The sequence below is a fragment of the [Empedobacter] haloabium genome (assembly GCA_008011715.2).
Classification (GTDB): domain Bacteria; phylum Pseudomonadota; class Gammaproteobacteria; order Burkholderiales; family Burkholderiaceae_D; genus Rugamonas; species Rugamonas haloabia.
In genome coordinates, this window is sequence record CP136508.1 from 2,518,783 (window position 1) to 2,532,694 (window position 13,912).

At 72.0% G+C, this 13,912-nt stretch carries 7 protein-coding genes; all 7 read left to right on the plus strand.

What is annotated here, in order from left to right; genetic code table 11:
• The first annotated feature begins 1 nt into the window (after position 1).
• From E7V67_011035 to E7V67_011065, 7 genes are read left to right on the plus strand one after another with little or no spacing between them, the layout of a single operon-like run.
• A complete protein-coding gene (locus E7V67_011035) occupies positions 2-3,106 on the plus strand; it encodes a multidrug efflux RND transporter permease subunit (protein WUR15606.1) in 3,105 nt (1,034 codons plus the stop codon).
• A 2-nt stretch (positions 3,107-3,108) separates the two neighbouring features.
• Positions 3,109-3,363, plus strand: a complete 255-nt coding sequence (locus E7V67_011040) for a hypothetical protein (protein WUR15607.1) — start codon at positions 3,109-3,111, stop codon at positions 3,361-3,363.
• Positions 3,360-3,653, plus strand: a complete 294-nt coding sequence (locus E7V67_011045; GenBank protein WUR15608.1) for a hypothetical protein — start codon at positions 3,360-3,362, stop codon at positions 3,651-3,653. The genes E7V67_011040 and E7V67_011045 overlap by 4 nt, the downstream gene beginning before the upstream one ends.
• Position 3,654: 1 nt before the next feature.
• On the plus strand, positions 3,655-5,304 hold the full coding sequence (locus tag E7V67_011050) for a PepSY-associated TM helix domain-containing protein (GenBank protein ID WUR15609.1): 1,650 nt from the start codon (positions 3,655-3,657) through the stop codon (positions 5,302-5,304).
• Positions 5,301-6,500, plus strand: coding sequence for an enterochelin esterase (fes, locus tag E7V67_011055; protein ID WUR15610.1), 1,200 nt, complete (start codon positions 5,301-5,303; stop codon positions 6,498-6,500). The genes E7V67_011050 and fes overlap by 4 nt, the downstream gene beginning before the upstream one ends.
• Positions 6,497-6,718: an MbtH family protein gene (locus tag E7V67_011060; protein WUR15611.1), complete on the plus strand. Its 222-nt coding sequence runs from the start codon at positions 6,497-6,499 to the stop codon at positions 6,716-6,718. The genes fes and E7V67_011060 overlap by 4 nt, the downstream gene beginning before the upstream one ends.
• An 8-nt stretch (positions 6,719-6,726) precedes the next feature.
• A complete protein-coding gene (locus E7V67_011065; GenBank protein ID WUR15612.1) occupies positions 6,727-13,890 on the plus strand; it encodes an amino acid adenylation domain-containing protein in 7,164 nt (2,387 codons plus the stop codon).
• The last annotated feature ends 22 nt before the right edge of the window (positions 13,891-13,912 follow it).

Here is a 13,912-nt window from a genome sequence, read left to right on the forward strand (position 1 = left end):
CGTGCTGGCGCGCTTCTTTATCGAACGGCCCGTGCTGGCCTGGGTGCTGGCGGTCGTGCTGATGCTGGCCGGCGGCGTGGCGCTGTGGCGCATGCCGGTGGCGCAGTACCCGGACATCGCGCCGCCCGTCGTGCGCGTGGCCGCCATGTATCCGGGCGCCTCGGCCACGGTGGTGGAAAACGCCGTCACGCAGGTGCTGGAGCAGGAGCTCAAGGGCGTCGAGGGACTGCTGTACTTCGACGCGGCCAGCAATTCCTCCGGCGAGGCGGAGCTGATGCTGACGTTCCGCCAGGGCCTCGACCCGATGCTGGCCCAGCTGCAGGTACAGAACAAGGTGAACCAGGTGGCCTACCGGTTGCCACGCGCGGTGCAGCAGAACGGCCTGACCGTCAGCGCGCTGCAGAACAGCTTCCTGATGGTGGCGGTGTTCGCCGACCGCAGCGGGCGGCTCTCCGACGCCGACCTGGCCGACTGGATGAGCGGGCAGGTGGTCGATGCCGTCAGCCGCGTGCCCGGCGTGGGCCAGGTGCGCAACTTCGGCGCGCCGTATGCGATGCGCATCTGGCTCGACCCGCACAAGCTGCACAGCTTCGGCCTGATGCCGGGCGACGTCATCGCCGCGATCGAGGCGCAGAACACCGAGGTGCCGGTGGGCGAACTGGGCGCGCGCCCGTCCGCTGCGGGCCAGCAGATCAACGTCAGCGTGACCGCGCTGTCGCGCCTGCGCACGCCGCAGCAGTTCCGCTCCCTCGTCGTCAAGACGGGCGCCGATGGCGCCGCCGTGCGCATCGAGGACGTGGCGCGGGTGGAGATCGGCAGCGAAAGCTACGGCAGCACGTCGCGCCTGGACGGCCGGCCCGCTTCCGGCTTCGCGGTGCTGCTGGCGCCGGGCGCCAACGCCCTGACGACGGCGGCCGGCGTGCGCGAACGCATCGCTGCGCTGGCGCTGCCGCCCGGCGTCGAGGTCACCTATCCGGAAGACGCCACCCGCTTCGTCAAGCGCTCCATCGCCAAGGTGGCGATGACCCTGGCGGAAGCCGTGGTGCTGGTGGGCGCCGTCATGTTCCTGTTCCTGGGCGGCTGGCGTGCCACGCTGGTGCCGCTGGTGACGGTGCCCGTCGTGTTGCTGGGCACCTGCGCCGTGCTGGCGCTGTGCGGTTATTCCGTCAACACGCTGACCCTGTTCGGCATGGTGCTGGCGATCGGCCTGCTGGTGGACGATTCCATCGTCGTGGTCGAAAACGTCGAGCGCACGATGCACGAGCAGGGCCTGGACGCGCGCGCCGCCACGCTGGTGTCGATGCGCGGCATCACGGGGGCGCTGGCCGGTATCGCGCTGGTGCTGGGCGCCGTGTTCGTGCCGATGGCCTTCTTCCCCGGCTCGGTCGGCGTGATCTACCGCCAGTTCGCCGTCACGCTGGTGACCGCGATGGCGCTGTCCGTCCTCGTTGCCGTCGTGCTGACGCCGGTGCTGTGCGCCGGCCTGTTGCGTCCGGCCGCGCACGAACACGCGCTGGCGCGCCTGCAGCACCGGCTGCAGGCTCGTTACGACGGCATCCTGGCCCGGCTGCTGGGCCGTCCGCTGCGCTGGCTGCTGGTCTACGGCGCGCTGCTGGCCATCGCGGCGCATGCGTACACGCGCCTGCCGACGGCCTTCCTGCCGGAAGACGACCAGGGCACGGTGATGGTGCGCTTCGCGCTGCCGCCGGGCGCGCCGTACGAGCGCACCGCGGCGCTGGCGGCGCAGGTGGAGCAGTACTTCCTGCGCGAGGAGAAGGCCAATGTCGACAATATCTACACGATCGCCGGTTTCGGCAACAACGGCGGCGGCCAGAATGCCGGCATGGCGTTCGTCGCGCTGAAGGAGTGGGAACGGCGCGGGGCCGGCGAGCACACGGCGCAGGCCATCGCCGCGCGCGCCACCCTGGCGCTGGGACAGTTGGCCGATGCGCGCGTGTTCGCCATGGTGCCGCCGCCGATCGACGGCCTGGGGCAGGCCGGCGGCCTGGAATTCTGGCTGCAGGACGCGGCCGGCCATGGCGCCGCCGCGCTGAACGCCGCCGCCGCGAGCCTGTCGGAACAGGCCGGCCAGCTGCCCGGCATGCTGTACGTGGACGCCGATGGCGGCCTCGATGCGCCGCAGCTGCGCATCGATATCGACCAGGTGCGTGCCCGCACGCTGGGCCTGGCGCTGGACGACGTCAACCAGACCCTGGGCGCCGCCTGGGGCGGCAGCTACGTCAACGACTTCATCGACCGCGGCCGCATCCGCCGCGTGCTGGTGCAGGCCGACGCGCCGTACCGCGCCGCGCCGGAAGACCTGCAGCATTGGTTCGTGCGCGGCACCAGTGGTGCGATGACGCCGCTTTCCGCCTTCGCCAGCACGCGCTGGGACGCCGGCCCCGGCCAGCTGCGCCGCTTCAACGGCATGCCGGCGATCCAGCTGTCCGCCGCGGCGGCGCCTGGGGCAAGTTCCGGCCCGCTGATGGATGGGGTCGAGCGCCTGGCCGCCGCACAGCCGGGCATGGCGCTGTCCTGGAGCGGCTTGTCGTACCAGGACCGGCTGTCGGCCGGCCAGGCGCCGCTGCTGTATTGCGCCTCGGTGCTGTTCGTGTTCCTGTGCCTGGCCGCGCTGTACGGCAGCTGGTCGATTCCATTTTCCGTGCTGCTGGCGATCCCGCTGGGCGTGCTGGGCGCCGTGGCCGGCGCCTGGCTGGGCGGCATGCAGCGCGACATCTTCTTCCAGGTGGGCGTGCTGACCACCGTCGGCCTGTCGGCCAAGAACGCCATCCTGATCGTCGAATTCGCCGAGCATGCGCGCCGCGCAGGCAGCACTGCGCTGGCGGCCGTGGCCCAGGCCGCGGCGCAGCGGCTGCGCCCCATCGTCATGACCTCGCTGGCGTTCGGCGCCGGCATCGTGCCGCTGCTGCTGGCCAGCGGTCCGGGCGCGGCCGCGCAGCGCGCCATCGGCGCCAGCGTGCTGGGCGGCGTACTGTCCGCCACCTTGCTGGGCATATTCCTGATTCCGTTGTGCTACCTGCTGGTCGCGCGCTTCGCGCCATCCGCGGGCCGCGCAGCTTCCACTGTTTCCGTCATTCCCGCCTGAGCATGAACCTCCTTTTCCTGATTCTTGGCACGGCCGGCTGCGCCGTGCTGTATCTCTCCCACCGTCACCAGGGCTGGCTGCGCCAGCCGCTGCCTTCCGCCGCCCGAGTGGCAGGCGTGCTGCTGCTGGCGGCGTCGCTGGCCGCTGCGCTGGCCGCATGGACGCCGCTGACGGCCGTCTTCGCGTGGCTGGTGCTGGCCATGCTGGCCTGGGGCCTGCTGCCGTTCGCCGCGCTGTTGCGCCGGAGGGCGCCATGAACGCCGAGGTGAAGCGCGCGCCGATCCGGCCGGACTGGTGGTCGAAGACCTTTGCCGGCGCCGTGCTGGGCGTCACGCTGGCCTTCGCCTTGGCTGGCGTGTTTGCCTGGGCTGGCCCGGGCGGCATCGCCGCGCCGGACAAGTCGCAGTTCGTCATGTGGCTGATCGCGCCGCTGTGGTTGACCGTGTTCGGCTTCGTCTGGCTGTTCCGCAGCGGTATCCAGGCCATGCTGTGGCTGGGCGGCGCCAACCTGCTGGCGTGGGGCCTGCTGTTCTGGGTGAGGGGCTGACATGAAAATTCGCAGCGATATCCTGAGGGTCTACCAGGCCGTGCACACGTGGGGCGGCATCTGCGCCGGCATGCTGCTGTTCATCGGCTTCTTCGGCGGCGCCCTGACCATGTTCAAGGGCCCGCTGGAGCGCTGGGTCAGCGCGCCCGTGGTGCCGGTACAGCAGCTGGCGCCGGCCCAGGTGGACCGGGTGGTGGCAAGCGTGCTGGCGCAATACCCGGCCGCGCGCGAGGAATTCACCCTGCACGTAACGCGTCACGAGGATGCGCCGGCACCGGTCAGCTGGCAGGCCGGCGAATCGGGCCACGAGATCGACCTGGGCCTGGTGCGCTGGCAGGCCACGCTGGATGGCGACGGCAAGCTGGCCGTCACGCAGCAGCAGCCTTCGCTGCTGGCCGAGTTGATCGACATGCTGCACCGTACCGGCGGCATTCCCGGCACCCTGGGCGAGGAATACCTGGGCATCTACGTGATGGGCGTGGCGGGCGTGCTGTACTTCCTGGCGCTGGTCTCGGGCGTGATCCTGCTGCTGCCTACCCTGGTGAAGGATTTCTTCGCGCTGCGGCCGGGCAAGAACCGCAAGCGCTTCTGGCTGGACGCCCACAACATCCTGGGCATCACCAGCCTGCCGTTCCACATCGTGATCAGCTTTACGGTGGTCGTATTCGCGTTCCACGACCAGTTCTACGATGGCCTGCGCGGCATCGTCTACCGCGACCAGCCGATGTTTGCGCCGCCTGCCATCGGCGCCACGCCGCGCGACGCCACCAAGCTGCTGCCGGCCAGTGAACTGGTACGGCGCGTGCAGCGGCAGGCGCCCGGCTTCGAGGTGACGGAGCTCCTGTACATGGGCGTGGAGTCGCCGCGCCCCATCGTGCGCGCCGCCGTCGCCAGCCCGCGCCACCTGGTGCAGGCCGCCGAGACGGGCTTCGTCATCATCCAGCCATACTCCGGCGCGATCCTCAGCACCAGCATGCTGCCGGGGCAGGGCAACACGTGGAGCTCCCTGGTGGCGCCGTTCTTCGCGCTGCACTTCGGCAGCTATGGCGGCATGACGGTGCGCTGGCTGTACTTCGCCTTCGGCCTCGCGGGCGCCGCGCTGTTCTACACGGGCAACCTGCTGTGGATCGAGAAGCGCCGCAAGAACCAGCTCAAGAACGGTCCCTTGCCGGCGCAGCCGCGGCGCACCGCGAATATCGCCGCCGCCACGGTGGGCGTGTGCCTGGGCAGCATGGCCGGTGTTGGCGCCTGCCTGGTGGCCGCCAAATGGCTGCATGCGTTCGGCGCCCACGGCAATGGCGCCTACCTGACGGTCTATTACACCGTGTTCCTGGCTTGCGTGGCCTGGGCGTTCCTGCGCGGTGCGGCACGTGCCGGCAGCGAGCTGTTGTGGACCTGCGCGCTGGCGGCGGCGGCCATACCGGCCACCAGCCTGGTCGCCGCGCTGGTGCCGGCATCGGGCATGTGGGCCCATACCAGCCCCGCGACCCTGGGCGTGGATGGCACCGCACTCCTGCTGGCCGCCGCGTTCGCCTGGGCTGCGCGCAGGGCGGCACGCCGTGCGAGCGATGGTGCGCTCGACAGCGTCTGGTCGGCGGCGCCCGCGCCGGCGGTCGTGGCAGCGGAACCGGCCCGGCGGGTGGGCACGTGAACACGCTGCACCTGCTGGACCGGCCCGACCTGGGCAGCACCGCCTGGTGGCAGGACGTCGCCGCTGTCGGCACGCCGCTGCGCCGCGGACGAACCGACGGCGACGTCGAGCTGGCGTTCCTGTGGCGCGGCACCGCATGCGCGGCGGTGTGCATCGACGTCTACTCGCACACGCCGCACCCGGTGACGCAACGCACGCACCTGCAGCGCGTCGGCACGACCGACGTCTGGCTGTGGCGCACCGCATTGCCGGCGGACTGGCGCGGCAGCTATTTCCTGCTGCCGCTGGCGCCCGGGCAGCAGGCCCCGGACGAACGTGCCGCCGTCCGGCGCTGGTGGATCGACCTGATGGAACGCCAGGCCAGCGCCGACCCGCTCAATCCGCTGCCGCCGCACGGTACCGGCTGGGGCGTGCCGCTGTCGCCGTTGCTGCTGGCCGAGGCGCCGGTGCACGACGCCTGGCGCGACGCACCCGATACGGATGGCGTGACGGCGCAGCGCTGGCGCAGCGACCGGCTGGACACGGCACGCGACGTCTGGCGACTGCGCACCGGCCCGGACGACGCGGCTCCCGCGCTGGTCCTGCTGCTGGACGGCCAGTACTGGGCGCGCCAGATGCCGATCGCGGGCGCCCTGCGCCGGCTGACGGCGCAGGGCGTGCTGCCGCCGGCGGTCTATGTGCTGGTCGATGCCGTCAACCCGGCGCTGCGCGGCCAGGAACTGCCGTGCAACGAGGCGTTCTGGCTGGCCGTACGCGAGGAATTGCTGACCCAGGTCTATCCGTACGCCATCGACCCGCGCCGCACCGTCGTCGCGGGACAGAGCTATGGCGGCCTGGCCGCGCTGTACGCGGCGCTGCGCTGGCCGGACTGCTTCGGCTGTGCGCTGAGCCAGTCCGGCTCGTTTTGGTGGCCGGAGCCGGACCGCAGCGAGGGCGACGGCTGGCTGGCGCAGCAGGTCCGTGCCGGCCTCGGTGGCGGTGCCCGCATCCGCGCTCTGCTGGAAGTGGGCTGCTACGAGACCGAGATGACCGGCGTGAACCGCGCGATGGCCGGTGCGCTGGCCGATGCGGGGCACGCGGTCGAGTACCGCCAGGTGCGCGGCGGCCATGACTGGATCTGCTGGCGCGACGGGCTGCTGGACGGCCTGGCGCGCCTCTTGAACGACACAACGACACAACAGGAACTAGAACCATGAGCCAAGACTATGTGAACCCGTTCGACGACGAACAACACCGTTTCTCCGTGCTGCGCAACGCCCGTGGCCAATACAGCCTGTGGCCGGAATTCGCCGAGCTGCCGGCCGGCTGGGAGAGCCGTTTCGGGCCCGCCGCGCGCGCCGAATGCGTCGAATACGTCGAGCGCCACTGGCAGGCCATCAATCCGTTCGCGCCCGGCGTGGCCGGCCACGCGTGAGGGTGGCGATGAACGACATCAGCAATATCGACGTGCTGCCGCTGAACGGCAGCCAGCAAGGCATCTGGCTGGCCGACCAGGTGACGGAGCGGGGCGCCAGCGGCTACGTGATCGCCCATTGCGTGGAGCTGCGCGGGGCGGTGGACGAGGCGCTGCTGGCCCAGGCGATCCGCATCGGCCTGGCCGGCGCGGACACCGTGATGGCGCGCTACCGCGCCGCCGGCGCCGCTGCGGTACAGGAGGTGCCGCGCTTCGCCACGCCCGAGGACGTGCCGGCGCCGGCCTGCCACGACTGGCGCGCCGCGCCGGACGGCAGGGCACGTGCGCTGGCCGAGATGCAGGCCGATGCCGGCCGCGCGCTGGCCATCGGCGGCAGCGAGCGGCTTTATAAACACACACTGTACCGGGTCGACGACGCCGGCACCGCGGTGCTGCTGTGGTACCAGCGCTATCACCACGTGATGCTGGATGGCTTCAGCTTCGTCGCGCTGACGCGCCACATCGCCGCCGTCTACACGGCGCTGGCGCAGGGGGCGGACGTGCCGCCGGCGCCGTTCACCGGCGTCGCCGGCGCGGTGGCGGAGTACGAGGCGTACCGGGCGTCCGACACGTGCGTCGCCGACCGCGCCTTCTGGCGCGACTATGCGGAGCAGTTGCCGCCGGCGACGACGCTGGCGCCGCAGGCCGGCGGCAACGGCCCCGGCATTGTCGTGCACACACTGGCGCTGCCGGCCGCGCTGGCGCAGGCGGTGCAGGGTATCGCGCACGATCCGCGTGCGGCCGGGCAGCGCCTGGCCGTCGCCGACCTGCTGCATGGCGCGCTGGCGGGCTACCTGGTGCGCATGACCGGCCAGGCCGGCCAGAGCATCGGCGTGCCCTTCATGCGCCGCATGGGCAGCGCCGCCGTCGCCACCCTGGCGCCGCTGGTCAACGTGCTGCCTGTCGCCGTGACGGTGGCGCCGGGCGACGACTGGTTCGCCGCCGCGGCCGCGTTCCGCCAGGCGCTCAAGACCGTGCGCCCGCACCAGCGCATGGATGCCGAGCAGATCGCCCGCGATGCCGGCACCGTCGGCACCGGCCGCCGGCTGTACGGCGCGCTGATCAACTACAAGATGTTCGACTACCGGCTCGACCTGGCCGGCACGCCAGGCCTGACGCACCATCTGGCGACGGGCCCGGTGGACGACCTGGAATTCGCCTTGCAGGTGGACGGCGGCGGCATCGTGCTGGAGCTGCGCGCGGCGGGCGAACGCTACACCGCGGACGACCTGGCGGCGCACGCGCAGCGTATCGTCCACCTGCTGGAGGACTGGGCGGCACGGCCGGACGCGCCGCTGGCCCAGGTGGCGCTGCTGCCGGCGTCGCAACGCGCGGCACTGGCCGCGTGGTCGCGCGGCGCCACGGTCGCGCTTGACCCAACCCTGCGCACGATCGCCGACTTGCTGACGGCGCAGGCGCGCATCCAGCCGCAGGCCACGGCGCTGGTCTGCGGCGCCGCGCGCCTGACGTTCGGCCAGCTGGCAGGCCGCGTGGCCCAGCTGGCACGCCTGCTGCGCTCCTGCGGCGCCGCGCGCGGGCGCGTGGTGGCCGTGGCGTTGCCGCGCTCGATCGACTCCGTCGTTGCGATGCTGGCCGTGCTGGAATCGGGCGCCACGTTCCTGCCGTTGGACCTGGACTACCCGGCCGACCGCATCGCCATGATGTGCGAGGACACGCAACCCGTGCTGGCATTGTGCAGCACGAAAGTCGATGTGCCGCTGCCGGCCGGGCTGGCCTGCCTGCGGCTGGACGCGCCCGGCGTGCGAGCCGACCTGGCCGGCCTGCCGGCGCAGCCGCTGTCGCTCGAGGAGCGCGACCCGGCCGACGGCGCTGCCATCGCCTACGTCATCTTCACCTCCGGCAGCACGGGGCGGCCGAAAGGCGTGATGAACACCCATGCCGCGCTGCTGAACCTGATCGGCTCGCACCGCGGCACCATCTACGAACCGGCGCGCGCCGATGTGCGTGCGAAGTTCCCGGGCCGCGCGCTGCGCGCCGCCCACACCCACTCGTTCTCGTTCGACTCCTCGTGGTTGCAGCTGTTCTGGCTCCTGCAGGGCGAGGAGCTGCACGTGGTGGACGAGGAGCTGCGCCGCGACGCCCATGCGCTGGCGCGTTACGTCGACAGCGCCGCCATCGACGCGATGGACCTGCCGCCATCGTTCCTGGCGCAATTGCTGAACAACGGCCTGATGGCGCCGGGCACCCATCATCCGACCCTGATCCTGATCGGCGGCGAGGCGGCACCCGCCGCGCTGTGGCAGCAACTGCGCGCCTACCCGGCGCTGCAGGCGCACAACCTGTACGGGCCGACCGAATACACGGTGGACACGCTGCGCGCGCCGATCCACGGCAGCGCGCGCCCCGTCGTCGGCCGGCCGATCGGCAATACCCGCGTATATGTGTTGGACGCGCGCCTGCAACAGGTGCCGCCCGGCGCGCTGGGCGAACTGTACGTATCCGGCGCCGGCCTGGCGCTGGGCTACCTGGCGCGCGCCGACTTGTCGGCTGCCCGTTTCGTGGCCGATCCGTTCGGCGAACCGGGGGAGCGCATGTACCGCACCGGCGACCTGGTACGGTGGAACGGCGCCGGCCAGCTGGAATTCGTCGGCCGTTGCGACGACCAGGTCAAGGTGCGCGGCTACCGCGTCGAGTTGGGCGAAGTGGAGAACGCCTTGTCGCTGCTGCCCGGCGTGGAAAGCGTGATCGTGCTGGCGCAACCCGTCAACGGCAGCCACCGCCTGGTGGCGTATTGCGCCGTGCCGGGGGTGGCACCGGAGGACGCGCCCGCGCGCGGACGTGAGCTGCTGGCGCTGCTGGCACAGGCGCTGCCGGACTACATGGTGCCGGCGCTGCTGCTGGTGCTCGATGCCTTCCCGCGCAACGTCAGCGGCAAGATCGACCGCAAGCGGCTGCCGCCGCCGGAAGCCATCGTGATGGCGTCCGACAGCGATGCGCCCGCGGCCGGCAGTGCCGCCGCCCTGGTATGCGGCGCGATGGCGGCGGTGCTGAAACTGCCGCGCGTGGGCGCGGACGACGACTTCTTCGCGCTGGGCGGCGACAGCATCTCGGCCATCATGCTGTGCGGCGAGCTGCGCAAGGGCGGCCGGGAATTGCGGCCGTCCGCCGTGTTCGCACTGCGCACGCCACGGTCCATGGCCGGCGCGCTGACGGCGCTGGCGGGCGAGGTCGCCGCATGGCGGCTGGCCGACGGGGACGCGGCCGCGCTGGCGACTCGCCACGGCAGCTATGCAGCGGCCGCGCCCGCGCTGCCGCTGCAGCAGGGCATGCTGTTCCATACCCGGCTGGCGGGCGGCGCCGGGGCGCAAAGCTACAGCGCCTTCACCCGCATCCCGTTCCACGGCGCGCTCGATGCGGCCCGGCTGCGCCGCGCGCTGGACGCGGTACTGGGTCGTTACCCGCAACTGGGCGGCCTGTTCGACACCGAGACCGTGACGCAGCCGGTGTTCCTGCTGCCGCGCGCGGGCACCGTGCAGTGGCCGTGGCGCGAGGACGACCTGGTCGCGCTGGAGCCGGCAGCGCGGGCGCACCGCATCGCCGCCATCGAGACCGACCTGCTGGCCCGTTCCTGCCATACGGACCGCTTCGGCGGCATGCTGGCGGCGGGCCTGATGCGGACCGGCGAACGCGAACACGTGCTGCTGCTGGCGATCCACCACCTCGTGATCGACGGCTGGTCGACGCCGCTGCTGCTGCGCGACCTGCTGGCGGCCTATCACGCCGACGCGGCGCTGGCGCCGCTGGCGATCGACTACCCGGCCGTGGTCGGCACGCTGGCCGCGCGCGACCATGGCGCCGCAGCCGCCGCCTGGCAGGGCGCGCTGGCGCACGTGCAGCCAACGGTACTGTTCGGCGAACCCGCCGGCACCGTCACGGAAAGCCTGGCCGCACTGACGGTCGAGGAAAGCGCGCAGCTGACGGCGCGCCTGCGCGCCGCCGGCATCACGTTGAACGTGCTGATGCAGGCCATCTGGGGTGTCGTCATCGGTACGCTGGCCGGCCGCGAAGACGTGGTGTTCGGCACCCCGGTGGCCGGGCGCAGCGCGCCGGTGGACGGTATCGGCGAACAGGTCGGCCTGTTCCTGAACACGGTGCCGGTACGCGTGCGGCTCGAGGCCCACGTGCCCTTGTGGCCGCAACTGGCCGCGCTGCAGCACCAGCACGCGCAACTGCAGGAGCACGACGGCCTTGGGCTGGCCGAGATCCAGCGCGCGGCCGGTGGCGCCACCCTGTTCGACACCTTGCTGGTGGTCGAGAACTATCCGGACAACAGCTACCTGGCGCAGGCGCTGCCGGGCACCGACGGCCAGCCGCTGCGTGCCGGCGAGGTGCACAACCGCGGCTACAGCCACTACCCGCTGGCGCTGCTGGTGCTGCCCGGCGATGCGATCACGCTGCTGGTGGAAAACCGCGGCGCGCTGGCCGATGCCGACGCGCTGGCGGCACGCGTGCTGCAATTGCTGCGCACCGCGCTGGCGACACCCGAACTGCCGCTGGCCCGCTATCCGCTGCTGACGGCGGCGGAGACGCGCATGCTCGATGCCGTCAACGCCACCGCCCACCCGCTGCCGCCGGCCACCCTGCGCAGCGCGCTGGCGGCGCAGGCGGAGCGCACCCCGCGCGCGCCGGCGCTGTGCGATGCCGAGCACGCGCTCGACTACGGCCAACTGCGCCAGCAGGTGCGGGTGCTGGCCGGGCAACTGGCCGCACAGGGCGTGGGGCCGGGCGACATCGTCGCCGTCGCGCTGCCGCGCTCCGTGCGCCTGACCATCGCGCTGCACGCGGTGATCGAGGCGGGCGCCGCCTACCTGCCGCTGGAGTTGGCTTATCCGGACGAGCGCCTGGGCTATATGCTGGCCGATGCCGCGCCGCGGCTGCTGGTCACGTCCGGCGCGGAGCGGCAGCGCTTCGCCGCGCTGGCCGGCACCACGCCGCTGCTGGCCTTCGACGAACTGGCGCCGCCCGGCGCCTGCGGCAGCGAGCTGGACCCGGCACTGACGCCGGACCATCCGGCCTACCTGATCTACACGTCCGGCACGACCGGGCGGCCGAAGGGCGCGCTGGTGTCGCACCGGGCCATCGTCAACCGCATCGCCTGGATGCAGCACCAATATGCGCTGGGGCCGCAAGACGTGGTGCTGCAGAAGACGCCGTGCGGCTTCGACGTCTCGGTGTGGGAGTTCTTCTGGCCGCTGCTGACGGGCGCCAGCCTGGCGATGGCCGCGCCGGACGCGCACAAGGACCCGGCCGCGCTGCTGGACACGGTGGAAGCCTTCGGCGCCACCTGCATGCACTTCGTGCCCTCGATGCTGGCCACGTTCACCAGCCATCTCGCGACCCTGGAGGAACGCCGCGCCGGCTCGCTGCGGCTGGTGTTCTGCAGCGGCGAGGCGCTGACCAAAGCACAGGCGGCCGACTTCGGCCGGGTGCAGCGCGCCCAACTGCACAACCTGTACGGCCCCACCGAAGCGGCCGTGGACGTGACGTACATGCCGGCCAGCGGCCTGGATGCACGCGGCGGCGCCTCGGTGCCGATCGGCCGCCCGGTCTGGAACACGCGGCTGCGCGTGCTGGACCGCTGGCTGCGGCCGGTGCCGCCCGGCGCCGTCGGGGAGCTGTACCTGTGCGGCGTGCAACTGGCCATGGGTTACCTGGGCAAGCCGGGGCTGACGGCGGGCCGCTTCGTGGCCGATCCGTTTGCCGCGGGCGAACGGATGTACCGCACCGGCGACGTGGTGCGCTGGCTGGACGACGGCAACGTCGAGTACCTGGGCCGCGCCGACGACCAGGTCAAGCTGCGCGGCCAGCGCATCGAGCTGGGCGAGATCGAAAGCGTGCTGACGGCGCTGCCGCAGGTGGCGCAGGCCGCCGTCGGCGCCGTCTCGCTGGGGCAGGGCGGCGCCAACCTCGACGACCGCCAGCTGGTGGCGTGGCTGGTACCGGCGGCCGATGCGGTGCTGCCGGAGGACGCAAGCCTGCGCGCCGCGCTGCAAAACCGCCTGCCCGCCCACATGGTGCCGGTGGCCTTCGTGGCGCTGGAGCGGCTGCCGCTGTCCGCCAACGGCAAGCTCGATCGCAAGGCGCTGCCGCTGCCGGCCCGGCCGGAAGGTGCACGCCGCGCGCCCGCGCGTGGCCTGGAAAGCCGGCTGGCGCAAGTCTTCGCCAGCGTGCTGGGGCTGCCCGAGGTGTATGCCGACGACGATTTCTTCGCCATCGGCGGCCACTCGCTGCTGGCGATGCGCCTGGCCAGCGAGATCCGGCGCGTGCTGGAGCGGCCTGTGTCGGTGGGCCAGATCATGACGGCGCCGACGGTGGCGCGCCTGGCCGCGCGCCTGAACGACGACGGCATGCGCAACGACTTCGGCGGCGACGGCTTCGATCCGGTCATCGAGCTGCGCGCCGGCAGCGGCACGCCGCTGTTCTGCTTCTATCCCGGTTCCGGCTTCGCCTGGCAATACAGCGTGCTGGCGCGCTACCTGGACGAAGGCGTGCCGATCGTCGGCCTGCAGTCGCCACGACCGCATGGCCTGATCGCCACCAGTCCGGACATGGAAACGCTGGTGGAACGCCAACTGGCCATCGTGCGCGGCGTGCAGGCGGCGGGGCCATATCGCCTGCTGGGCTACTCGCTGGGCGGCACGATCGCCTATGCGCTGGCGGCGCGGCTGCGCGCGCTGGGCGAGGAGGTCAGCTTCCTGGGCCTGCTGGACACCTACCCGGCCGAGGTGCACGACTGGAACGACCCGCAGGGCGCGGAAGCGGCACTGGGCGCCGAGCGCGAACAGCAGCAGTTGCTGCAGGACGCCGGCGACAACGATGCCGGCGCGGCGGCCGAGCGCGAGGCGCTGCTGGCGCAGATCTTCGCCAACTACGGCGACGCGGTGCGCCTGCTGTCGCGCACCCGCACGCCGGACTACGACGGCGACCTGACCGTGTTCGTGGCCGAACAGTCGCTGCCCGGCTACATCGAACCGGAACGGGACTGGCGCCGCCACGTGGCTTCGCTGCGGGTGCACCGGCTGGCGCAGGCCTCGCACGAGAACATCATGTCGCCGCAGTCGCTCGAGACGCTCGGGCCGCTGCTGAACGACGCAATCAAGGGAAAAGCATGAAGAAAACAAAGGAAAATCATGA